Genomic DNA, 23,530 nt, shown 5'->3' with positions numbered 1-23,530 from the left:
GTCCGATGATAGCACCGCGCTCCCGCATCTTTCATCGTGAGTTACCTTGATTGTTTGCCATGGAAAACAATCAATTCAGCCGCAGCGTCTTTGCAGGCCCGAAAGGCCTCCTTACACTGTCGTCATCAAACCAAGTGGCAAGGAGATGACATGCAGGCTTACACCGATTCCGCGGACGTGGTTCATTTCATTGGCGGCAACGCCGAACGGGGCACGGGCGACCGTACCCAGGCGGTCTACAACCCGGCGACGGGCGCCGTGGCGCGCCGTCTCGTGCTGGGCGAGGCCGCAGACGTGGATGCAGCCGTGGCGGCCGCGAAAGCCGCGTTCCCGGCCTGGCGCGACACGCCGCCCATCCGCCGGGCGCGCGTCATGCTGCGCTTCCTGGAACTGATGAACCGCCACAAGGACGAACTCGCGGCGATCATCACCGCGGAGCACGGCAAGGTGTTCGCCGACGCCCAGGGCGAAGTCGCGCGCGGCATCGACGTGATCGAATTCGCCTGTGGCATCCCGCAACTGCTCAAGGGCGACTATACGGAGCAGGTGTCCACGGGTATGGACAACTGGACCGTGCGCCAGCCGCTGGGCGTGGTCGCGGGCATCACGCCGTTCAACTTCCCGTGCATGGTGCCGTGCTGGATGTTCCCGGTGGCGCTCGCGGCGGGCTGCACGTTCGTGCTCAAGCCGAGCGAGCGCGATCCTTCGGCGGCGCTGTTCATGGCCCGTCTGCTCAAGGAAGCCGGCCTGCCGGACGGCGTGTTCAACGTCGTGCAGGGCGACAAGACCGTGGTCGATGCGCTGCTCGCGCACCGCGACGTGAAGGCCGTGAGCTTCGTGGGCTCCACGCCCATCGCCAACTACATCTACGAAACGGGTGCGAAGCACGGCAAGCGCGTGCAGGCGCTGGGCGGCGCCAAGAACCATATGGTCGTCATGCCCGACGCCGACCTCGACCAGGCCGTGGATGCGCTGATCGGCGCCGGTTACGGTTCGGCGGGCGAGCGCTGCATGGCGATCTCGGTTGCGGTGCTGGTGGGCGACGTGGCGGACAAGATCGTGCCGCGCCTCGCCGAGCGTGCGAAGAACCTGATCGTGAAGAACGGCATGGAAGCGGATGCCGAAATGGGCCCGATCGTCACGCGCCAGGCGCTGGAGCGCATCGAGGGCTACATCGCCAATGGCGTGGAAGAAGGCGCGACGCTGGTGGTGGACGGACGCGGCCTCAAGGTCCCCGGGCATGAAGAAGGCTTCTTTACCGGCGGCACGCTCTTCGACAACGTCACGCCCGACATGCGCATCTATCGCGAGGAAATCTTCGGGCCGGTGCTGGCCTGCGTGCGCGTGAAGGATTTTTCGGAAGCCGTGCAACTGATCAACGACCACGAATTCGGCAACGGCGTGGCCTGCTTCACGCGCGACGGCAACGTGGCCCGCGAGTTCGGCCGCCAGATCGAAGTGGGCATGGTGGGCATCAACGTGCCGATTCCGGTGCCGATGGCCTGGCACGGCTTCGGCGGCTGGAAGCGCAGCCTCTTTGGCGACATGCACGCATATGGCGAAGAGGGCGTGCGCTTCTATACGAAGCAGAAGTCGATCATGCAGCGCTGGCCGGAAAGCACCGAGAAGGGTGCCGAGTTCACGATGCCGGTGGCGAAGTAAGGGCAGTGCGAGATGCCGCGCCGTCCGTATCCGGGGCGCGGCATTCGCTTCTCTCGACGTTCCCCCCACGCTATCGATGAAGTTGACGATTGCCGGAATAGTCTGCCCAGGCGCTTCCGGCATCAACCCGTGTCCCGAGCCTTTGACGATGACGCCCCGCACATCGGTGTCGATCAGCCGTGCCTGCTCGATCAGAAACGCTCCGGACGCCTTTTGCCCCGCCGGCACGAGCATGGGCTGGTTGAGCGGCTTCGTTGCTCGATGGCGGCGTGTCCACTACCCCTACGTAATCGCATGCCGGATCGCCGCTTCTAGCGGCATTTGCAATGTTTCTTGTCGGCCCTGCGCCCAGATACATTGGGATACATAGGGGGCAGCGCTTTGGGATATAAACCGGTTATCGCCTGTTTCGATTGAGGAAATCCGATGAACGCCGGTTTATTGAAAGGCTCTTGCCATTGCGGGGCCGTGAAGTTCGAAATCCGCACGCCGCTGCTGCCCGCGACTCGCTGCAACTGCAGTCTGTGCCGCCGCAAAGGGGCGCTCATGACCGCCGCTTTTGCCGCCGACGATCTGACCATCGTCTCGGGCAAGGAGGCGCTCACGCTTTATCAGTTCAATACCGGCGTGGCGAAGCATTTTTTCTGCAAGCACTGCGGAATTTATCCCTTCCATCAGACCCGCAAGGACCCCGGGCTCTGGCGTGCGAATATCGGCTGCCTCGAAGGCGTCGATCCGTATGCACTCGAATTTTCGGTATCGGACGGGCAAAGTCTTTCGGTCGTCGAGGACGCATGAGGCGCCTGATCGCCATACTCGCCCTTGCCGCCGGGGGCCTCATGGCGGAGATCGCGCATCCCGCTTATTGCTCGTTGATCGCGTCGAGCGGATTAGCGGGCAAACGCCGGGAGGGTAGACGTCCATGACCGGGAAGACCGACCACATATTGATTGTCGATGACGATCGCGGTATCCGGGAACTCGTGGGCGCCTGGCTGGAGAAGAACGGCATGCGCGTCACGCTGGCCGCCAATGGCCGCGAGATGCGGGCCGCGCTGGAATTCGGCGCGCCGGACCTGATCGTGCTCGACCTGATGATGCCGGGCGACGACGGGCTCGTGCTCTGCCGCGAGCTGCGCGCCGGCAAGTTCCGCACGGTGCCGGTCGTCATGCTGACCGCGCGCGGCGACGAAACCGACCGGATCGTCGGCCTCGAGATGGGTGCGGACGACTACATCCCCAAGCCTTTCGCCGTGCGCGAGCTGTTCGCGCGCATCCGTTCGGTGCTGCGCCGCGCGCGCATGCTGCCGCCGGGCATGCAGGTCACGGAAGTGGCGCAGATGCTGGCTTTCGGCGACTGGCGGCTCGACACGACCGCGCGCCATCTGCTGGACGCCGAAGGCACGATGGTCGCGCTGAGCGGTGCCGAATACCGCTTGCTGCGCGTGTTTCTCGATCATCCGCAGCGCGTGCTGACGCGCGATCAGTTGCTCAACCTCACCCAGGGCCGCCAGGCCGATGTCTTCGACCGCTCGATCGATCTGCTCGTGAGCCGGCTGCGGCAGCGCCTGCAGGACGTGGCGCGCGAGCCGCGCTACATCAAGACGCTGCGCAACGAAGGCTATGTGTTCTCTTCGGCCGTCACCGTTGTCGAGGTGCCGCAATGAGGGCGCCTTCGGGCTGGCACTGGCCGCGCAGCCTGTTCGTGCGCCTTGCCGTGATTTTTTGCGTGGGCCTCGCGCTCGCGCAACTGATGTCGTTCTGGATCACGATGACCGAGCGCGACGAGGCGACGGTCAACGTCATGACAGGCTACGTGGAGCGCGAGGTTGCCAGTTCGGTGGCGCTGCTCGACCGTCTTTCTCCCGCAGAACGCGAGCGCTGGCTGCCGCGGCTCTCACGCCGCAGCTACACGTTCATACTCGGCCCCGGCGAGCCCGGCCGCCCGGTGGACGAAGCGCTTTCCCAACGCTTCGCGCGTTCGATCACCGATGGCATCGGACGCACCTACACGGTCGCGACCAACGCGATTCCGGACAGCAGCGAACACTTCCAGGCGCACCTTAAACTTACGGACGGCACGCCGCTCACCATCGATTTTCATCCGATGTCGAGCGTCCCGCTTTCGCGCTGGCTGCCGATCGTGCTGGTGGTGCAGCTTGCGGTGATGATCGGCTGCTGCTGGCTGGTGGTGCGTCTGGCAACCCGGCCGCTGGCGCAGCTCGCGCGTGCGGCCGACACGCTCGGCCCCGATCTCAAGGGCACGCGTCTGCCCGAAACCGGCCCTTCCGAAGTGACGCTCGCGGCGCGCGCGTTCAACGCCATGCAGGACCGCATTGCGGCCTACACGGCCGAGCGCGTGCAGATACTTGCGGCCATTTCACACGATCTGCAAACGCCGATTACGCGCATGCGGTTGCGGGTGGACGTCATGGACGACAACGAGCAAAGCGCGAAACTGCGCCAGGACCTGCTGGAGATGGAAAACCTCGTGAAGGAAGGCGTGACGTATGCGCGGACCCTGCACGGCGCCAACGAACCGGCTTGCCGGATCGATCTCGATGCGTTGCTCGACAGCCTCGTGTACGACTACCTGGACGCGGGCAAGGACGTCGCGTGGACGGAGCGCGTGGCCGTGGCCGTTGTCGCCCGGCCGCGGGCGCTGCGCCGCGTGATCGGCAACCTCGTGGACAATGCGCTGAAATTCGGCGGCTCCGCAACACTGGGCGTGACGCTGGCCGCGGATGGCGGCGCGATCATCTGCGTGGGCGACCGTGGCCCCGGTATTCCCGAGGCGTCGCTCGAAGCCGTGTTCGAACCGTTCTACCGCCTCGAAACGTCGCGCAACCGCAGCAGCGGCGGCACGGGCCTCGGGCTCGCGATCTGCCGGCAACTCGCGCTTTCGATGGATGCCACGCTCGTTCTGCGCAATCGCAGCGGCGGGGGGCTGGAGGCCGTGCTGACGCTCAAGGGAGCCGAGCCGAAGCGCGAACGTGCTGCGCGGGAACACTACGCAAGCCCATGAGGTTTCGACGCGCCGCGGGCATGCGCCCGCGGCGGTTTCCATGCGTTGATCACGACAGTCCGAGCAGGGCACGGATGCGTTGCTCCGTCTGCGCATAGCTTCCCTCGCCAAAGTGCGTATAGACGAGGTTGCCCTTCTGGTCGAGCAGATAGAAGGCGGGCCAGTACTGGTTGCCGTAGGCGTTCCATGTGGCGTACTGGTTGTCCTGCGCGACGGGGTAAGTAATGCCGTCGCGCTTGATGGCCTGCGCCACGTTGCCCGTATCGCGCTCGGACGCGTATTCGGGCGTATGGACACCGATCACCACCAGGCCCTTGTCGCGGTATTTGTCGTACCAGCCCTGCACGTGCGGCAGCGTATGCGCACAGTTGATGCAGTCGAAGGTCCAGAAGTCCACCAGCACGACTTTGCCGCGCAGTTGCGCAAGGCTCAGCGGCGCGCCGTTGAGCCAGTGATCGATGCCTCTGAACTCCGGGGCGGGCGCGCCGAGCGAGAGCGCCGCGCTTTCCTGGCTATCCTGAGTTTCCTGTGATGAAACACCGGCGAAAGCGAGGGCGGCCAGCAAGGCGGCTGCCGCTGCGCTTGCGGTGACGGTTGCAATCCTGAGTCGGTTCAACATGGCGATACCTCCGTGAGTGAGCGTCAGCCGTATTTGAACGCCGCGAAGTATTCGGCATTTGTCAGGAAAGGGCGCCGGCGAGTCCGCTTGTATCGTAGTCCCTCGCCGATACGTTGGGATACAAAAATCGAGGCGGGGATGGGGGCTTTGAGCGGGAGGCTGAAGCGGCCCGACCCGGCGCATTCCGTGATCGACGAGGACGCGCTGCTCGAAGCCGCGCAGACCCTCTACCAGAAAGGCGTGAACGACATTCGGGACGACGGCAGTCTGCCGATGGAAATGGCGCGGGGCAGTGTGCGCTGCACTACCACCACTATGCGCTCGCACCGCTCGTGCCGATGGCGGAAATGTCCCGCGTATGGGCGGCAATCCGACGCTGATGGCCCGCGTGGGCATGCGTCCGCAAGCCTGAGCGAACCTGGCTGAACAGGTTACCTGGACTTGTTGAACGTGCCGGAATTATTCGCACCGCCAAACAATGCCGTCAGGTACTGGGTGTTGTTGTTCGTCGTCGACATCAGCGTGTTCAAGGCCGTAAATTCGGCGTTATAACGCGCGGTCAACTGGTTGCTGTAGGTGGTCAACGCCTTGCTCTGGCTCGTGACGTCGTTCAGGTTCGCCGTCGCCGCGTTAGTGCGGGAATCGATCAGGCCGCCCGTTTGCGTATACGGCTTGATGGCCGAATTGAGCTGCTTGCCGATGCCGTTCGTCAGGTTGAATACCGCGCCCACCTGCGACGGATTGTTCTGCACCGCACTCGTGAGCTTGGCCGAATCGAGCGATAGCTTGCCGTTGTCTCCCAGCGTAATGCCGAGCGCGCCCAGCGTGCTGCGCACACCGGAACTGGCCACCGAGCCGCCGACGATATTGCCCAGCGCCTCCCGCAGGTTGTTCACAAGCGGGTCGCCCAGCAACGTGGAACCCTGCTGGCCGGCCGCCGCGCCCTTGTTGAATGCGGTCAGCGTGCTCACGGTGCCCACCAGCGAGTTGTAGGCGGTGACGAAGCTGCTGATGTTCGAGACTTGCGTCGCCGTGTCGGCTGCAACCGTGATCGTCTGCGCGCTTGTGCCCTTGCCGCTCGTATCCACCGCCGCCGAGGTCAGGCTCAACGTCAGGCCATTGATGACACCCGTCACGTTGTTGCTGGCACTCGTTGCCGCGGCGCCGTTCACCGTGAATTGCGCGTCGAGCGCATAGGACGTCTGGCTCCACAGGGAGCCGGGCTGCGTGAGCGTCGACTTGCTGTCGGGCGTCGTGTTGCTCGCCGGTGTCGTCTTGACGGCGAGGCTCTTGAGCGCATCGCTCGACGTGTCGTTCGGCGTGACGCTGATCGTGTTGGCCGCGCCCGTGGCCGTGGCGGTCAGCACGAGGTGCTGGCCGTTCGAGCCGTTGATGACCGATGCCTTGAGCCCGGGGTTGTCGTTCGCCGAATTGATGGCCGAAGCGATCCCGCTCAGGCTGTTGTTCGATGCGTTGACGTTGATCGTCATGGACTGCGAACCCACCTGGATCGTGAGCGCCCCCGTTCCCAGCGAAGCGGCGCTCTTCGCGTCGAACGCGCTCGACGTGAGGCTGTGCGCGCTCGCGATCTGCGTCACGTCGAGCGCGTAGGTGCCGGCCACGGCGCCGTTGCCGGCGCTGGCCGTGATGCCGGTGCCGCTCGTGGTGGCCGTAAACGACGTGAGCATCGAACCGTTGAAGAGCGGGGCGAGCGCGACCTGCAAGCCCGAAAGCGAAGCGGACAACTGGCCGAAGGCGGAAATCTGCGCGTTGGCAGCGGTGGTTCTCGCGGTCAGCGTGGCTGTCTGGCCGGCAACCTTGGCGGTCACGAGCGCGGAGACCAGCGCCTGCACGTTCATCGAGCTATTGCCCGTCGATCCGCCGATGATGGACTGCGCCGCCTGTTGAAGTGCGCTCTGTGCTGCCGCCTTCGCCTGATCGGCCGCCTGCTGGGCGGTCAAGCCGCTGGTGACGGAAGAGGTTCCACCGATGGTTGCCATGAAAACTCCGCGTAATGGTTGGCCTGTCTGAACGCGATCTGGTTCGCACCGGGACGGGCGGGTGCTCCGCTTATCAAAAAGGGTGCGCTCGAAATCCTACATACAGCTAACGGCAAGGAAAACGAAAGCTTTAGCTTCCGATATCTGAAGGCGCAAGCCGTTACGCCGCGTGTTCGACCGCCGGTTTGATCATTAGTCAAACTTTTGCTCTGGAACTTATTACCAATTATAACAAGATTTAAACGACCGTTTGCATCGCGGTGCGCCGGGTGTACGTGGGAGCAGTGAGCGATCAGGTGGAGAGCGGCACGGCCGTGGTTACCACCGGCGCTGATGGGATCGGTCAGGCGATCTGCGGGAAGGGCTTGTTGCGACGATGCGTTCGCGAGCAGGAAGGGGCGGGCTTCGCCGTCCCGGAGTGACGATCCGGAAGTTGCGCGGCCATAGCCAGTGCGTTGCTCGCCAGTGGGTACTCAAAACTTCGTCTGCTGCACGCACGTCAGGATGTTCAGTCTGGCCGAACTACGAGCCCTCCGGGGGGGCTTTCGCGCAAAGTGTCAGCGGCAATAGCGAAAAAATCAGTGTCGCTCCTTATACATGCGCCTGGCTATGTAGATAGAGTTGCAGCGAGTTTTGCAGAACAGTAGCGCGGCTTTGCTCCGCCTTGTGTTCTGACCGTTTCCGGCATCGGTTTGCCTTGTCGTTCGAAACGCGGAAACACTCGCCACGCAGCGCTGCTTATTGGAAAATAAAGGCTTGTTCAAACCGATACCCCGACTCCAGGGCATGCCTTCATGAAGCAGTTTTTTCTCTCCGCTCCGGGCGCATTGCTGGCCCTGACGCTAGCCGTCGTTGTTCCCGCAACTGCCGAAGCGTTGACGCAAACGCCTGTCTCGGACAAGGAAGCCACGCTCGATCAAAATGCACCGGCCTTTGCCGCCGCCAGCGTGCGCGCCATCGCCGGAACGTGGGACGCGCGCGAGATGATGAAGCGGGCGGCGCCTGAAATCCTGACGCCGTTCGTGCGCCAGGAATTGCCGAACAGCTATGCGCGCCTTAATGCGAAGCTCGGCAAGCTCAAGACGCTGAGCGCACCGGTCAGCGACAATGGGCCGCCGCTCCCAGGCAAGAACCCGATGGCGAATCCCGCTCCGGTTACGGTGCCTGAACCCCATGACGGGATGATTCAGCGCTACGTATTCAACGCGCAATTCGCAACAGGCGGTCCAGCGCAAGTTGAAATCGTGATGCGTTACCGCGGGAAGTGGCAGATCGTCGGCTTGCATATCGACTCCGGACTGCTTCCGAACTAGTACTCAGACTTGTATTGGATGAGGGGTGCACTCCAGTAATCAGACTGCCCCCTTTCCACATCGCCCGGCATGCGGGTCGGTAGCGAGAGGGGGCCGGGAAAGGGGCAATCGCCCCCAAGGCATCTTACGGCTGGATCATGAGTTTCTGGATGACCATCGTGCCGCTTGTGTTGATATTCTCGAGGCGCAACAGCACCGGTACTGTAATTGGCGTAGTCGCCGTAAACGACGTCGCGCCTGATGGTGAAGTCGTCAAGAGATCGGTCTCATCGCAGACATCGCTCGTGCACGCCGCGCGCGAAGTCGAGGTTGTTACGATGTTGTTCCACGTCGTACCGTCGGTCGAGTAGTCGAGCCGATAGCCGTTCGATCCCGCGCGGAAGAACTCGAAGCTGAAGTTGCTCAGACTGGGAAGATTGAACATCACAAAACCAGGGTTATTTTGAGCCTTGGATATCTGGATATTGCCGGCAAGGCTGGTCGGCGAGCCGGACGTTGGGTTCGTCAGGTCCGATGTGTACTTGACCGTCGAGCTCGCTCCGGTCAACGACGCGCTAGTGGCGTTCTGGCTTGCGCAAATGAACTGCCCGCTTTGTGCCACGACCATCGTGCCGCTGGCGGGGCCGTTATACGTACCGGGCCAGCTTTCGATCGTGACCGGGTCGCCCGACGTTCCCATGCCGACCAGATAGTTACTGCTGTCGGGACCAGCAGACGAAGTCGTGCCAAGGCCAGTCAGGCCCACCATCGCACCCGTCGAACCGCCGAAGTCGTTGTTTAGCGTGGTGGCGTTGGTCATCAGGCCACAACTCCCTGCGATCTGGCTGCCCGAACTGATGGTCGTCGTCGACGTGCAGTTCGCGGTGCTAGTGCAGCTTGCGCCGGAACCGGGCGCAACCGTATTGACGAGCGTACCCACAGCGGTCGCCGTCGTCGCGACGACCACGCTGGCCGTACCGCCGTTGGCCGCAAGGCCGGCCGGGATCGTGCAGGTCAGCGTGTTGCCGGTGATCGAGGTACAGGTCGCACCCGCCGGCGTAACCGTGATGCTGCCAATGTCCGCGGCGGGCAAGATGTCGGTCAGCGTGATCGGCGCGGTCGAAGCGCCGGCGCCCGAGTTCGTCGCCGTCAGAGTCCATGCGATCGCGCTGCCGACGAGGCCGCTTGTTTCGTTGACGCTACTGCTAACCGTGACATTGGGCGCCACCGGGACGGAGGCCGAGGTGGTTGTCGTGCATGCTGCTCCAGACGAGCAGGTTGCGCCGGTGCCCGGGCTGACCGTGTTGACCAGGCTTCCGGCGCTACTTGCCGTCGTCGCGATTGCAATCGTCGCCGGGCCGTTCGTCGAAGTCAGACCGGGTGAAATGGTGCAATTCAGCGTGTTGCCATTGACGATGGGGGCGCAACTCGCACCAGCCGGCGTGACCGTGACGATGCCGATACCACTCGCGGGCCAGGTGTCGGTCACCGTGATCGGCGAGGTCGTCGGGCCGCCGGAGTTCGTCGCAGTGATTGTCCAGTTGACGGGCGTGCCGACGAGTACGTTAGTTGAATTGACGGCAGAGTTGATGGTCACGTTCGGCAGCGCGTTGACAGTGGTCGTCGTACTGCAGTCGGCCGTCGAGTCGCAGGCCGCCGCAGCATCACCCGAGGGCTGCACCGAACTGGTCAGCGTCCCGGTGGCGGTCGTCGTGCCCGAGAACGTTACGCTCGCTGACGCGCCTGCCGCGAAGCCGGCCGGGATCGTACAGGTCATCGTACCGCCGGCGGCGTTGCAACTCGCGCCAGCCGGCACGACCGACAAACCGGACAGGGCCGTCGGCACGTTGATGAGCAGCGTTGCCGCGCTGGTCGTCGCGGCATTGCCGCTGTTGCTCATCGCCACCGTCCAGGTCACAGGACTGCCGACCGTCACGGCGGAGGTGGAGACGGTTTCGTTGACATTGAGCGCTGCGGCTTGGGGGGCGCCCGACGGAGTCGTGCTACTGCCGCCGCAAGCAGCCAGGCCAACCGACAGCATGCTGCTCGCGAGAAGGCGAGCAAACCCACGCGGGTTTTTTATCGATTTCATGGTGGAATTTTTCAATGGTCCAGGTTCGGCATGTGGTGTTCCGTCTCGGGTCGGCAAGCACCACTGCATCCGCAGTGGTGCTTGCCGCCGGTGCAGCGAGTGCCTTGCTCGTCAGGGGAACTGCTGACCCGGGAACGGCGAGTTGATCGCGGTGCCGTTGGCGTCCGTGTTGCCCGGAATATTCGCAAACGCCTGGCTGCAATCGACGGTTGCAGTCCCCACGGCCGGCGCGTTCTGCGTGACCGTCACGCTGTTGGCCGTCGACGACGCTAGCGGCGCAGTGCTATTCAGGCTCACATTTGAGCCCAGTGCGATGTTCGCGACGCTCGCGCTTACCGTCCCCGGCGTATCCGAGACCACGTTGTTCAGCGTCAGACCGAGCGGGTTCACCACGTTTGCAGCGAGCGGCGAGCCCCAGCCCGAACCCGACATCTGTGAGCTGCCCGAATTGAAGCCTTCGAAGTAGAAGGTCAGGGGCCCATTGCCCGGACCCGTGCCGCCGCCTGGATAACCGACGTCGTGCATGCCGTTGACCGTGATGTTCTGGTAGCTCGGATACAGGCCGGTGTCGCTAGTGGCCGAATAGTACGGGTAGATATAGATCGGCGACTGCGGTGCCGTATCTTCCGGGCTCGGCGACGGGTTGGCCTGCAGGCAGATGTTCGTGTAGTTGATGTTCGACACGAGACCGCCTTCGCTCCAGTTTGTCTTGATACGCACGCCGTTGTCCGTGTAGTCCAGCACCAGGTCATAGACGTTGATGTTGGACACGGCCGGATACAGCAGTGCATTGCCCGACGTGTTGGTCGCGGTGTAGTAGAGCGGCGTCGTGTTGGCAAGCACTCCTGCGCTATTTTTGCCGACTGCCGTGCCGCCCGAGGTCTGGCTGCCGATCGACATGCCGTGACCGTAGAAGAAGTGATCGTGCGCCACGGTCATGTTGTACAGCGCACCATCATTGGCGATCGAGGTGGGATTGCCGCTCTCGCCCTTCACCGCGATGTTGTCGTCGCTGTCACTGATGTACGAGTACGCAAGCACGATGTTGCTCATGTCACCGATGTAGGGCGACGACGGGTAGGGTGCGCCCGCAGCGGGAACGAACGCGGGTGCTACGGGCGTCGTCAGGCTGCTCTTCGAACCCTTGAGTTCCGGGTCGAAGCCGTCCGTGTTCTTCACCGAGCCGTAGTCATAATTCGCGCCCCAGTAGTTCGTCATGCTCTGGTACGCCTTGGTCGGCGTGAAGATACGCAGGCTCCAGGCCGTGAAACCGGGAATGGCCGCCGGCGAGACGTGAATCTTCGGTGCGTTCTGCAGCGTGAGGTTGAACAGCGTGAAGTTGTAGCCGTACTGCGGGTAGATCAGACGCGGATTGTTCTGGTCTTCGCCCGAGAGCGCTTCGTTGCCCTCCCAGCCGAGATCCCACCAACTCATCGCCACGTTACCCGTCGGACGCATGATCAGCGACGGGGGCGTCCACGTGGTCGCGGAACTGCCCGAACCGACCGCCATGGCCTTGCCGGCCATCAGCGAATAGAGCGGCTGCCCGCCCTGGCCGTCGATCGTGCCCGGTCCCATCACCGCGTTGTTGCTGGTCTGGATCGTCGAGGGCTTCAGTGACGTTCCGGTATAAACGAGGTTGCTGATCAGCGGATTACAGCCGTCGTCGTTCGGCGAGATCTGGCCGCAGTAGTAAGTACCCGTGGCCACAGTCGACGGATTCGGGGCCGTGCTCAGCATTGCACCGGTGGATGCCGTGGTCGGTGTGCCATAGTAGGTGCCGGTCGGCGCGCCCGTCGTGGCCGATTCATATAGCACCGGGTCACGCGAAGCAAAAAGCGTTATGCCCTTGTCGATCAACAGCGTCACGCCGCCCGGCATCGACAGCGGACCGGACACGAATGCCGTTTGCCCACCCGTGCCCGCCGTGAGTTCGACCACGCCGTTGCTCGCGATATCGTTGTTCGAGTCGTAGGCGCTGTTCGCGTTTGCGCAGGCGAACAGCGCGGCCTGAATGCGGTTCGTGTCGGGTGCCGTCGGATAACCGTCCGGTACGTTGAGGCCGTTCCCGTTCATATTGACCTTCGACGACATGCCCGGGACGATCGGTGACGGGCCCGTCCAGTTCGCCGCCAGCGCCTGATCGACGTTCTCGGTCCCGTTAGCGGTCAGCGTCGGAATCGCCGGGGAACCGGACGAGAAGTAGTTCGCGGGAATCTTGCATGTCGTCACCGGCGGATTCTGCGTTGTCGTCGTGCCTGCGGGACCGCTATACGCCGTAGCCATGCCATAGGTCGCCGCACCGTACGCGCTCACCGCAGTTGCCCCGCTCGGCGCAACCGGTGCCGCGGGCAGATTCGGATCGGCCGGATTCAGACCGACCTGATAGCCGGCAGTCGACCCACCAGCCGTGGCAGTCGAGCCGCCCGCTGAATTCGACCCTCCGCCGCTGCACGCGGCAAGCAGCAGGGCCATGAGGCCGGCTGCACAAAGTTTATGACGGACCCCTATCATCCCCATCTCCAATTGAAATCTTTCTATGAACGTCACGGCCGTACCCCTGGCATTGCGTGCCCAACACCGACCTTCGGTTGCAAATCATAGGATTCCCTCAAAATTTTTGTCAAACAACATACTGACAGGTAAAACAATAAATTTGACGCGCGCGATGGCGCCGCCTTCCCGGAGAAGCCCGCCCACAAAGGATAAAAGACATTCGGGGGCAAAAATGAGCCGCTGTTGCGGTCTGCTTCTATAAGGGAAAACCTGATGGTTGTAAGACATGAAATGTTAATTGCTTTCCGCCGCAAGCCGGGCGCTGATGTATGGCCTGCTGATGTATGGCCTGTATAGGGTCCAGGGCGGGAGTCCGGCCGCTGATGAACCGGAACCGAACGGCTGCCGGCGTATTCGTTGCCGCGAAAAAAAATGGCGCCGCAGGCATTCAGCCTGCGGCGCCATTCCATAGTGCTACGACGCGAATCTACAGCAGCAAAAACGTCGCGCCGTAGCCCGACACCACGCTTACACCGTCACGGTGTCGGCCACTTCCTTGAAGTCCTCGATCTGGTCGAAGTTCATGTACTGATAGATCTTGTCGCCGTTGGCGTTGAGCACGCCCATGTCGGCCATGTACTCTTCCTTGCTCGGGATCTTGCCCAGACGCGAGCAGATCGCCGCCAGTTCCGCCGAGCCGAGATACACGTTCGTGTTCTTGCCCAGACGGTTCGGGAAGTTGCGGGTCGAAGTCGACATGACCGTTGCGCCTTCACGCACCTGTGCCTGGTTGCCCATGCACAGCGAGCAGCCCGGCATTTCGGTGCGGGCACCGGCCGTGCCGAACACGCCATAGTGACCTTCTTCGGTCAGTTGCTTCTGGTCCATCTTGGTCGGCGGCGCAACCCACAGCTTCACGGGGATGTCGCGCTTGCCTTCCAGCAGCTTCGACGCCGCACGGAAGTGACCGATGTTGGTCATGCACGAGCCGATGAACACTTCGTCGATTTTCGCACCGGCCACGTCGGACAGCGTCTTCACGTCGTCCGGATCGTTCGGGCAGGCCACGATCGGTTCGTGGATGTCGGCCAGATCGATTTCGATCACGGCGGCGTAATCGGCGTCCGCATCCGGCTGCAGCAGTTGCGGATCGGCCAGCCACGCTTCCATGGCCTTGATGCGGCGCTGCAGGCTGCGCGGGTCCTGGTAGCCCTGGGCGATCATCCACTTCAGCAGCGTGACGTTGCTGTTGAGGTATTCGATGATCGGTTCCTTGTTCAGGTGCACCGTGCAACCGGCGGCCGAGCGCTCGGCCGAAGCATCCGAGAGTTCGAACGCCTGCTCGACCTTCAGGTCGGGCAGACCTTCGATTTCGAGAATGCGGCCCGAGAAGATGTTCTTCTTGCCTTGCTTGGCCACGGTCAGCATGCCTTGCTTGATGGCGTAGAGCGGGATCGCGTTGACGAGATCGCGCAGCGTGACGCCAGGCTGCATCTTGCCCTTGAAGCGCACCAGCACCGATTCCGGCATGTCCAGCGGCATCGTGCCGGTGGCGGCCGCGAAGGCCACGAGACCCGAACCGGCCGGGAAACTGATGCCGATGGGGAAGCGCGTATGCGAGTCGCCGCCGGTGCCCACGGTGTCGGGCAGCAGCATGCGGTTCAGCCACGAGTGGATCACGCCGTCGCCCGGGCGCAGCGCGATACCGCCGCGCGTGCTGATGAAGTTCGGCAGCGTCTGGTGCGTCTTCACGTCCACCGGCTTCGGATAAGCGGCGGTGTGGCAGAACGACTGCATGACGAGATCGGCCGAGAAGCCGAGGCAGGCCAGATCCTTCAGCTCGTCGCGCGTCATCGGGCCCGTGGTGTCCTGCGAGCCCACCGAAGTCATTTTCGGTTCGCAGTACGTACCAGGGCGCACGCCCTGGCCTTCCGGCAGGCCGCACGCGCGGCCGACCATCTTCTGGGCGAGCGAGAAGCCCTTGCCGCTGTCGGCCGGCTGCTGCGGCAGGCGGAACAGCGTCGAAGGCGCGAGGCCCAGCGCTTCACGCGCCTTGGCGGTCAGGCCGCGGCCGATGATGAGGGGAATACGGCCGCCGGCGCGCACTTCGTCGAACAGCACGTCGGACTTGACCTTGAACTCGGCGATGACTTCGCCGTTCTTGAGCGCCTTGCCGTCGTATGGGCGCAGTTCGACCACGTCGCCCATTTCCATTTTCGACACGTCGAGTTCGATCGGCAGCGCGCCTGCGTCTTCCATCGTGTTGTAGAAGATCGGGGCGATCTTGCTGCCGAGGCACACGCCGCCGAAGCGCTTGTTCGGAATGAAGGGGATGTCTTCACCCGTGAACCACAGCACCGAGTTGGTTGCCGACTTGCGCGAAGAGCCGGTGCCGACCACGTCGCCCACGTAGGCCACCAGATGGCCCTTTTCCTTCAGCGACTCGATGAACTTGACCGGGCCGCGCTTGCCGTCTTCTTCCGGCGTGATGCCGGGGCGGGCGTTCTTCAGCATCGCCAGTGCGTGCAGCGGGATGTCCGGGCGCGTGGTGGCGTCCGGGGCCGGCGAGAGGTCGTCGGTGTTGGTTTCGCCCGTCACCTTGAAGACGGTGATGGTCAGGCTCTGCGGCACTTCCGGACGGCTCGTGAACCACTCGGCGTCGGCCCAGCTTTGCAGCACGGCGCGCGCGTTGGCGTTGCCCTTGTCGGCCAGTTCCTTGACGTCGTGGAACTGGTCGAACATCAGAAGGGTGTTCTTCAGCGCGTCGGCGGCCACGGTGCCCACTTCGGCGTCGGAGAGCAGTTCGATCAACGGGGCGATGTTGTAGCCGCCCAGCATCGTGCCCAGCAGTTCGGTGGCGCGCGCACGCGAGATCAGCGCGCAGGGCGTTTCGCCCTTGGCCACGGCGGCGAGGAAGCCGGCCTTCACGCGAGCGGCTTCGTCCACGCCGGCGGGCACGCGGTGGGTGATCAGGTCGAGCAGCGCTTGCTCTTCGCCCGCGGGCGGATTCGTCAGCAACTCCACCAGTTCGGCGGTCTGCTGGGCGGTCAGCGGGAGGGGAGGAATGCCGAGCGCGGCACGGGCAGCAACGTGAGCACGAAAGTTTTCAAGCATGGGGGGACCTGCTGGAAATGGGTTTGAGGGGCGTTCCCCGCACGCCGGGACGGCGATGTCCCGGGCGCGGCTTTGGACGCGATTCTAGTTCCAGCGGCCTGTATTGTCAAATGTCTTATATCTTATATAAGAGTTGGAAATTAAAATTCAGGGAAATCAATAGCATAGAGGGCCGTCCCGTTCGGGTGACTCTGCTTTTCGATGAAATGGGCGCCGTGGCGGACTTGCGATGCCATGCGGACCGCCGTCTCTTCGCGATTGCCTGGTCGGCGCGGCGGTTGAAATCGTGTGCCGTGCGCAGGGTTCGCCCGTCACCCGAGATCGAACAGGAAATTGACGCCGACAGCCGGATGGTGTCCGTAGCTGCCCTCAAAGAAAGGCACTACGCGGGGCGGCGACACGGTGTCGGCGGAGCCGGGTGCAAGAGCCGGGAGGAAATTGCGGCCAGTCCTGACGTTGCCCGCAACACCGGGGGCGGCCCGGGCGGCGAGGCTGGCTTCGTTGAAGAACATGCTGGCCGGCACACTGGCCGGGGCGGGGGCTTGCTGCGCCTGCGCGAACGGGGTGCCCAGCAGCGCGGCGCACAGTAGCGCTGCGTGTACGCGCCGGGGCGCTGCCCGATTCATCGTCTTCTTCACCGAATCCACCCTCTGGCTCCCGAAACCCGGGCGCACTTTCCACGCGCCCCCAGTGGTCCCGACTTTACGACGCCAATGACCAGATCCATCGCCGGAGATAAAGTCATTTCGCACCGCAAATCGACGGCACGGCGCATGTTGCAGTGCAGACCGGGCCACGCCGCCGAGGCGCGCACGCAGCCACCGTCCCGTCACCATGCCGGTGCATAATGAACGCCCGCCGACGCACTCGATGGCCATCCTTCCAGGAGTTCGCCATGCAAGTGAGGAACGAAGAGTACGCTGCCCATCTGCTCTCCGATGTCGTGGCATTCGCGCGCACACGTTTACCCGAGCCCACCTTCCAGATCGTCGAGCCGTTTTTGCGGCGCTACTACGATTTCGTCGACGCCGAGGACCTGCGCAGCCGCAGCATTCCCGATCTCTACGGCGCCGCCATGGCGCACTGGCAAACGGCGCAGCGCTTCGTGCCGGGCGCCGAGCGCATGCGCGTCTACAACCCGATTCTCGAGCAGCACGGCTGGCATTCGGACCACACCGCCATCGAGATCGTGAACGACGACATGCCGTTCCTCGTCGATTCCGTTTCCATGGCCGTGAACAAGCTGGGGCTCGCGCTGCACTCGGTCATTCACCCGGTCTTTCGCATCTGGCGCGGCCAGGACGGCGCGATTGCGCGCGTGGACGTGGGCGAGGCGGGGAGCGACGACGGCCAGTCGCAGCTCGCCTCGTTCATTCACTTCGAAGTCGATCGCTGCGGCGACGCAGCAAAGCTCGAAGCATTGCGCAGCGAGATCGCCAGGGTGCTCGGCGACGTGCGCGCCTCGGTGGAAGACTGGCCCAAGATGCTCGACGTGGCGCGCGCCACGGTCAAGGCGATGAAGGCGCGCGAAAGCAGTGCCGAAGACGTCGAATCGCGCGCTTTCCTCGAATGGATGCTGGCCGATCACTTCACCTTTCTCGGCCAGCGAGACTATGCACTCGTGCCCCACGACGGCGGCTTTGGCCTGCGCGGCGTGGAGGGCACGGGCCTCGGCATCCTGCGCGAGTCGCTGCGCGCATCCGGCACGCCCGAGGTCACGCCCTTGCCGGCGGCAGCGGGCGAGATCATCGGCGGCGCATGGCCCATCTTCCTGACCAAGGCGAACTCGCGCGCGACCGTGCATCGCCCCGGTTACCTCGATTATGCGGGCGTCAAGCTCGTCGGGCCGGACGGCCAGATTGCGGGCGAGCGGCGCTTCGTCGGGCTGTACACGTCGACGGCCTACAGGGTGTCGAGCGCGGAAATCCCCATCGTGCGCCGCAAGTGCGCCAACATCGTGCGGCGAGCGGGCTTCCTGCCGAAAGGCCATCTCGGCAAATCGCTCGTCACGGTGCTCGAAACCTGGCCGCGCGACGAACTGTTTCAGGCCGGCGAAGACGAACTCTTCGATTTCGCGATGGGCGTGCTGCGGTTGCAGGAACATCAGCGCACGCGGCTCTTCGTGCGGCGCGACCGCTTTGGGCGCTTCGTCTCGTGCCTCGTTTACGTGTCGCGCGACAAGTACAACACCGATCTGCGCCGCCGGATCGCGAATCTGCTAACGGAGGCGTTCAACGGGGCATCGGTGGAATTCACGCCGCTGCTTTCCGAGTCCACCATCGCGCGCATTCATTTCGTTGTCCATGCTAAATCCGGCGAGATGCCGGACGTCGATACCCGCGAGCTGGAAGAACGGCTCGTGCAGGTCACGCGTCGCTGGCAGGACGATCTCGCCGACGCGCTGCTCGACGCATTCGGCGAAGAGCAGGGCACACGGCTTCTGCATCGCTATGCCGAGTCATTCCCCGCGGCTTATCGGGACGACTATCCGGCGCGCACGGCGGTACGCGACATCGAACTGATCGAGCGGGTGCAGGGCACGCGGCGCATCGCGATGAATCTTTACCGGCCTATCGAAGCGGGGCCGCGCACGTTTCGCTTCAAGGTGTATTGCACGGGCGAAGCCATCGCGCTTTCGCGCAGCCTGCCGATGCTGGAGCATCTCGGCGTACGGGTGGACGAAGAGCGGCCCTACGTGATCCAGACGGCCGGTTGCGAGCCTGCCTGGGTGCACGACTTCGGGCTCGAGCTTGCCGACGACGCGGAATTCGATATCGAACGCGTGAAAGATCTCTTCGAAGACGCGTTCGAGGGCGTATGGCGCGCGCGCATCGAAAACGACAACTTCAACCGCCTCGTGCTGCGCGCCTACCTGAGCGCGCGCGAGGTGACGATCCTGCGAGCGTATGCGAAGTACCTGCGCCAGGTCGGATCGACCTTCAGCGACGCCTATATCGAGCGCGCCGTGACCGGCAATCCGGCCATCGCGCGCCAACTGGTCGAACTCTTCCTGATTCGTTTCGATCCCGCGACGGGCGAACTCGGCGAGGGCAGAGAAGAGCGCGAAGCGCGCACCCTGATGGCCGTGGAAGCCGCGCTCGACCAGGTGCCCAATCTCGACGAAGACCGCATTCTCAGGCAGTTCCTCGGCGTCATCATGGCGACGCAGCGCACCAACTACTTTCGGCGTGCCGCGGACGGGGGGCTGCTGCCATCGCTCTCGTTCAAGTTCAACCCGGCGAAAGTGCCGGGGCTGCCCGAACCCAAACCGATGTTCGAGATCTGGGTCTATTCGCCGCGCGTGGAGGGCGTGCACCTGCGCGGCGGGCGGGTCGCGCGCGGCGGCTTGCGCTGGTCGGACCGGCGCGAGGACTTCCGCACCGAAGTGCTGGGGCTCATGAAAGCGCAGATGGTGAAGAACGTGGTGATCGTGCCGGTGGGATCGAAGGGCGGCTTCGTGGTGAAAAATCCGCCGCCTCCCACCGATCGCGAAGCATGGATGCGCGAAGGCGTGGCGTGCTACCAGACCTTTTTGCGCGGCCTGCTCGACCTCACCGACAACCTCGTGAGCAACGCCGTCGTGCCGCCGCCGGACGTGGTGCGCCACGACCCCGACGATCCTTACCTCGTGGTCGCGGCGGACAAGGGCACCGCCACCTTCTCGGACTACGCGAACGCGATCTCGCAGGAGTACGGCTTCTGGCTCGACGACGCGTTCGCGTCCGGCGGCTCGGTTGGCTACGACCACAAGAAAATGGCCATCACGGCGCGCGGCGCATGGGAGTCGGTCAAGCGGCATTTCCGCGAGATGGGTGTCGATACGCAGGCGACCGACTTTACCGTGGTGGGCATCGGCGACATGTCGGGCGACGTGTTCGGCAACGGCATGCTGCTCTCGCCGCATATCAAGCTGGTGGCCGCCTTCGATCACCGGCATATCTTTCTCGACCCCGATCCCGATCCGGCCGCGAGCTTTGCGGAGCGCAGCCGGCTCTTCGCGCTCGAACGCTCGAGTTGGGCCGACTACGATCCCGCGGCGATTTCTGCGGGAGGCGGCGTATTCCCCCGCACCGTGAAGACGATTCCGCTCTCGGGCGCCGTGCAGCGGGCGCTCGGCATCGACTCGGCCGCGCTCACGCCGGCTGAACTCGTTCGCGCGATTTTGCTCGCGCCCGTGGATCTGCTTTACAACGGCGGCATCGGCACCTATGTGAAGGCGTCGCACGAGACCCATGCGCAGGTCGGCGACAAGGCGAACGACGCCGTACGCGTGAACGGCGCCGAGTTACGCTGCAAAGTGGTGGGCGAGGGCGGGAACCTCGGCGTCACGCAGTTCGGCCGCATCGAGTTCGCGCAACACGGCGGGCGCATCAACACCGACGCCATCGACAATTCCGCCGGGGTGGATTGTTCGGATCACGAAGTGAACATCAAGATTCTGCTGGGCATCGTGGTGGCGGACGGCGAGATGACAACGAAACAGCGCAACACGCTGCTCGCGGAAATGACGGACGAAGTGGGGCTGCTCGTGCTGCGCGACAACTATTACCAGACGCAGGCGCTCTCGATCGCGGGCCGCTACAGCGCGGAACTGCTGGAGGCGGAGACACGTCTCATGCGCTCGCTCGAACGCGCCGGACGCCTGAACCGCGCCATCGAATTCCTGCCCACCGACGAGGAAATCACCGGGCGCGCGTCGAGAAAGACCGGCCTCACGTCGCCCGAGCGTGCCGTGCTTCTTGCGTACAGCAAGATGTGGCTCTACGACGCGCTGCTGGAATCGGCGGTGCCGGAAGATCCGCTCGTCACCGGCATGTTGATCGACTATTTCCCGAAGCCTTTGCAGGAGCGTTTTCTCGAACCGATGCAACGGCATCCGCTGCGCCGCGAGATTCTGGCGACGCATCTGACGAACGCACTCGTGAACCGGGTGGGCTGCGCGTTCGTGCACCTGCTGATGGAAGAAGCCGACGCGCAACCCGACGAAATCGTGCGCGCGTGCATCATGGCGCGTGACGTGTTCGATCTGGACGCCGTCTGGCGCGATATCGACGCGCTCGACAACCGCGTGCCCGACGACGTGCAGGCGCGCATGTTCGTCGATGTTGCGCGGCTGCTCGAACGGGCCGCGCTATGGTTCCTGAGACACCTGCAGGCGGGCGCCGTGGATGGCGGCGGCACGCTGCTCGCACGTTGCCGCGATGCGGCGCAGCGGCTGGCCCCGCAACTGCCGGCACTGCTGCCGACGGCCGACCTCGAAGCGCTGTCCGCGCGCCAGGCGGCGCTGGTGAACGCCGGTGTCGAAAGTGCCCTGGCGGTGCGCGTGGCAAGCGGCGATCTCTCCATCGCGTTGCTCGACATTGCAGATGTCGCCGCGGCCAGCGGCCGGCCGCTCGAAGACGTGGCGGCGGCGTATTTCGCGCTGGACACGCGGCTGAATTTCGGCTGGATCGGCGAGCGAGCCGCGGCGCTGCCGACGCCCACGCACTGGGACACGATGGCGCGCGCGGCGGCGCTTGCGGAAGTGGCGCGCCTCAAGCGCGCGCTGACGACGAACGCGCTCGCTGAAGCGAGCGACACCGCCGACGCACGGATGCTGGTGGATGCGTGGTGCGCGCAGCACGAAGCCGCGCTCGAACGATACGGGCATCTGCTTGCGGAATTGCGCGCGACCAGCGGCGTGAGTCTTGCGGTGCTGCTGGTGATCGTGCGGGCGATGGCGGCGCTGGAGCGGGCTTGAAGGGCTGTGCCCCGTGTTGTATTCGTTCTTTGCTTCCTCTCACCTTCGGGAAGCCGGCGACGCCTGATTCGGGCACGGCGAATGCGCGTCGATTCCCGGCGATCTACCGGATCTGGGAGGGCATCATGGGAGTTCAATCGACCAAGTGGTTTCCGGTGAAGCGGTATGACCCCGTGCGCGAGGGCTGGTATGAGGTCCGGCTGGTGAGCGGGGACACGGCATTTGCGAACTTTGCCTCAGGCGAGTGGACCGAAAAGCCGCCGCTCGTCTTTTCCCACTGGCGCGGCCTGAGTTCGGATCCCGCAAAATCCGCCGACGCCGAAACGATTGACGCCGCGGCGACGGCAGCGGTGGGCGTACGTGCAGTGTGGAACGCGTTCTTTCCCGGGCTCGGCGACGAGCAGCATAAGCCGCTCGATGCGATTCACGGCAAACCCAGGGGCACTCACTGACCGCACCGAGGTGTCGGCTGCCTACTCGCTCGCCCCACCCGCGGCGGCCACGAACGGCCTTTGCGAAGCGATCGAGGCGTCGTCGCCGAACAGCGCGCGTATGCCCTGTATCGACGTAAACATGGCTTCGGCGCTATGGCCCGCGCCGGGCACTTCGTGCCAGGTGTGGCGCAACGCGGCATGCCGTCCGCGCAGGTACGCGTAGTAGGCTCGCGCGCGCGCGAGTCGATGCGGCCCCTGCGCGTTGGCGGCGCATGAGCGGTCCAGTGCCGGGTGCGCCGGATCGCAGTCGAGTTCGCCCGCCAGATACGCCACATCGCGCTCGACGTAGCGGTGCTCAAGCGCGGCGGCGTCACGGAGGACAGCGTAGCGCGGGAGACCGTGCATGCCGTACTTCCATTCGTCGAGGCCAGGGCACGCCTCGCGATCCGCGAGATGCAGACTGCCGTCCGCGCGGGGACGAAGACCGTCGAACCAGGCGTACGACGAAGGGTTGGCAATGACGAAGCGCATTGCAATGCCGTGCGCTGCGCACCGCTCGGGCGCACTGCTCAGGATGGCATAGCGTTGTGCCACCTGTGCGCCGCCCGAGTGGCCCGCAATGACGATCTCTTCGATTGCCGGGTAACGCGTGCCGCGGGCAAGCTGCTCGACCAGCGCATCGAGTGCGTCGAAGGAACTGAGCGGTGCAGGCCCGCGCGCATCGAGTCCCGCCATCCATGCAGTCCACTCCCAGTGCAGGCAGTCGGCATCGGCCCGGTGATGCTCCACGTCGGCGCTTGCGAGGAATTGCGGCACCACGATCAGCGTGCCGTCCTCGTGCGCGGACGAAACGGCGCGCGCATGCAGTGTCGTGTGCAGATAGGCGTATGCGTCGCGCAGGCGTCCGTGCAACATGATGACCGCCCGCGATGTCGCAGCGGGATCGGTGCATCCACCTGTGTAGAGAGGCAGGTTGCCGCTGCCGTCCGCGGTTTCGACGCGCAACAGGGCCTTACCGATCTCGGCCACGGGAGTTTCGTTGCGCGGGCGGGCGGCC

The 23,530-nt window shown here is 64.2% G+C and carries 14 protein-coding genes and 1 pseudogene; 7 read left to right on the top strand and 8 right to left on the bottom strand.

The features are described from left to right. Nucleotides 1-150 precede the first annotated feature (150 nt). From BFE01S_RS10770 to BFE01S_RS38240, 4 genes are all read left to right on the top strand, one after another. Nucleotides 151-1,662, top strand: a complete 1,512-nt coding sequence (locus BFE01S_RS10770; RefSeq protein WP_028225492.1) for a CoA-acylating methylmalonate-semialdehyde dehydrogenase — start codon at nt 151-153, stop codon at nt 1,660-1,662. Between the two features lie 426 nt (nt 1,663-2,088). Continuing rightward, on the top strand, nt 2,089-2,460 hold the full coding sequence (locus BFE01S_RS10765; RefSeq protein WP_028225491.1) for a GFA family protein: 372 nt from the start codon (nt 2,089-2,091) through the stop codon (nt 2,458-2,460). Between the two features lie 124 nt (nt 2,461-2,584). Further along, the gene (locus BFE01S_RS10760; protein WP_028225490.1) at nt 2,585-3,328 is read left to right on the top strand and encodes a response regulator; all 744 of its coding nucleotides are present in this window, start codon (nt 2,585-2,587) and stop codon (nt 3,326-3,328) included. Further along, complete coding sequence (locus BFE01S_RS38240; RefSeq protein ID WP_042337484.1) at nt 3,325-4,686, top strand: ATP-binding protein; 1,362 nt, start codon at nt 3,325-3,327, stop codon at nt 4,684-4,686. Before BFE01S_RS10760 ends, BFE01S_RS38240 begins: the two co-directional genes overlap by 4 nt. A gap of 49 nt (nt 4,687-4,735) precedes the next feature. On the opposite strand, the gene BFE01S_RS10750 is transcribed toward BFE01S_RS38240, so the two are convergent. Both BFE01S_RS10750 and fliD read right to left on the bottom strand, forming a co-directional pair. Continuing rightward, entirely contained in the window at nt 4,736-5,305 is a 570-nt protein-coding gene (locus tag BFE01S_RS10750; RefSeq protein ID WP_028225489.1) for a thioredoxin family protein, read from the bottom strand. Between the two features lie 431 nt (nt 5,306-5,736). Beyond that, on the bottom strand, nt 5,737-7,305 hold the full coding sequence (gene fliD, locus BFE01S_RS10740; protein WP_042337483.1) for a flagellar filament capping protein FliD: 1,569 nt from the start codon (nt 7,303-7,305) through the stop codon (nt 5,737-5,739). Nucleotides 7,306-8,099: 794 nt separating this feature from the next. Between fliD and BFE01S_RS10730 the strand changes: the two genes are divergently transcribed. Beyond that, nucleotides 8,100-8,618 (top strand): hypothetical protein, encoded by a 519-nt coding sequence (locus BFE01S_RS10730; RefSeq protein ID WP_028225486.1) that lies wholly within the window; start codon nt 8,100-8,102, stop codon nt 8,616-8,618. A gap of 124 nt (nt 8,619-8,742) precedes the next feature. Here BFE01S_RS10730 and BFE01S_RS45770 read toward each other — a convergent pair whose 3' ends face one another. From BFE01S_RS45770 to BFE01S_RS10700, 5 genes and pseudogenes are all read right to left on the bottom strand, one after another. Next, nucleotides 8,743-9,417, bottom strand: coding sequence for a hypothetical protein (locus tag BFE01S_RS45770; protein WP_245621080.1), 675 nt, complete (start codon nt 9,415-9,417; stop codon nt 8,743-8,745). 117 nt (nt 9,418-9,534) lie between these two features. Beyond that, nucleotides 9,535-10,638: pseudogene (locus BFE01S_RS46535) on the bottom strand (hypothetical protein); the annotation flags it as partial. A gap of 162 nt (nt 10,639-10,800) precedes the next feature. Then, entirely contained in the window at nt 10,801-13,164 is a 2,364-nt protein-coding gene (locus BFE01S_RS10710) for a glycosyl hydrolase family 28 protein (RefSeq protein WP_028225482.1), read from the bottom strand. A gap of 549 nt (nt 13,165-13,713) precedes the next feature. Beyond that, entirely contained in the window at nt 13,714-16,299 is a 2,586-nt protein-coding gene (gene acnB / locus BFE01S_RS10705; protein ID WP_028225481.1) for a bifunctional aconitate hydratase 2/2-methylisocitrate dehydratase, read from the bottom strand. 311 nt (nt 16,300-16,610) lie between these two features. After that, nucleotides 16,611-16,946: a hypothetical protein gene (locus BFE01S_RS10700; RefSeq protein ID WP_028225480.1), complete on the bottom strand. Its 336-nt coding sequence runs from the start codon at nt 16,944-16,946 to the stop codon at nt 16,611-16,613. A gap of 248 nt (nt 16,947-17,194) precedes the next feature. Between BFE01S_RS10700 and BFE01S_RS10695 the strand changes: the two genes are divergently transcribed. Then, nucleotides 17,195-22,039: an NAD-glutamate dehydrogenase gene (locus BFE01S_RS10695; protein ID WP_028225479.1), complete on the top strand. Its 4,845-nt coding sequence runs from the start codon at nt 17,195-17,197 to the stop codon at nt 22,037-22,039. Nucleotides 22,040-22,164: 125 nt separating this feature from the next. Beyond that, nucleotides 22,165-22,491, top strand: a complete 327-nt coding sequence (locus BFE01S_RS10690) for a hypothetical protein (RefSeq protein WP_028225478.1) — start codon at nt 22,165-22,167, stop codon at nt 22,489-22,491. Nucleotides 22,492-22,512: 21 nt separating this feature from the next. Here BFE01S_RS10690 and BFE01S_RS38235 read toward each other — a convergent pair whose 3' ends face one another. Then, nucleotides 22,513-23,502 (bottom strand): hypothetical protein, encoded by a 990-nt coding sequence (locus BFE01S_RS38235; protein ID WP_174464445.1) that lies wholly within the window; start codon nt 23,500-23,502, stop codon nt 22,513-22,515. Nucleotides 23,503-23,530: the final 28 nt, after the last annotated feature.

Source organism: Paraburkholderia ferrariae NBRC 106233, assembly GCF_000685035.1.
GTDB classification, from domain to species: Bacteria; Pseudomonadota; Gammaproteobacteria; order Burkholderiales; family Burkholderiaceae; genus Paraburkholderia; species Paraburkholderia ferrariae.
This window is presented reverse-complemented; position numbering and strand designations above follow the sequence as displayed.

Excerpts from the sequence above, each read along its gene's own strand:
- BFE01S_RS10690 (WP_028225478.1), top strand. The coding sequence starts at position 22,165 with ATGGGAGTTCAATCGACCAAGTGGTTTCCGGTGAAGCGGTATGACCCC.
- BFE01S_RS10710 (WP_028225482.1), bottom strand. The coding sequence starts at position 13,164 with ATGGCCCTGCTGCTTGCCGCGTGCAGCGGCGGAGGGTCGAATTCAGCG.
- acnB (WP_028225481.1), bottom strand. The coding sequence starts at position 16,299 with ATGCTTGAAAACTTTCGTGCTCACGTTGCTGCCCGTGCCGCGCTCGGC.
- BFE01S_RS10770 (WP_028225492.1), top strand. The coding sequence starts at position 151 with ATGCAGGCTTACACCGATTCCGCGGACGTGGTTCATTTCATTGGCGGC.
- BFE01S_RS10695 (WP_028225479.1), top strand. The coding sequence starts at position 17,195 with ATGCAAGTGAGGAACGAAGAGTACGCTGCCCATCTGCTCTCCGATGTC.
- BFE01S_RS10730 (WP_028225486.1), top strand. The coding sequence starts at position 8,100 with ATGAAGCAGTTTTTTCTCTCCGCTCCGGGCGCATTGCTGGCCCTGACG.
- BFE01S_RS10765 (WP_028225491.1), top strand. The coding sequence starts at position 2,089 with ATGAACGCCGGTTTATTGAAAGGCTCTTGCCATTGCGGGGCCGTGAAG.
- BFE01S_RS10750 (WP_028225489.1), bottom strand. The coding sequence starts at position 5,305 with ATGTTGAACCGACTCAGGATTGCAACCGTCACCGCAAGCGCAGCGGCA.
- BFE01S_RS38240 (WP_042337484.1), top strand. The coding sequence starts at position 3,325 with ATGAGGGCGCCTTCGGGCTGGCACTGGCCGCGCAGCCTGTTCGTGCGC.
- fliD (WP_042337483.1), bottom strand. The coding sequence starts at position 7,305 with ATGGCAACCATCGGTGGAACCTCTTCCGTCACCAGCGGCTTGACCGCC.
- BFE01S_RS10760 (WP_028225490.1), top strand. The coding sequence starts at position 2,585 with ATGACCGGGAAGACCGACCACATATTGATTGTCGATGACGATCGCGGT.
- BFE01S_RS45770 (WP_245621080.1), bottom strand. The coding sequence starts at position 9,417 with ATGACCAACGCCACCACGCTAAACAACGACTTCGGCGGTTCGACGGGT.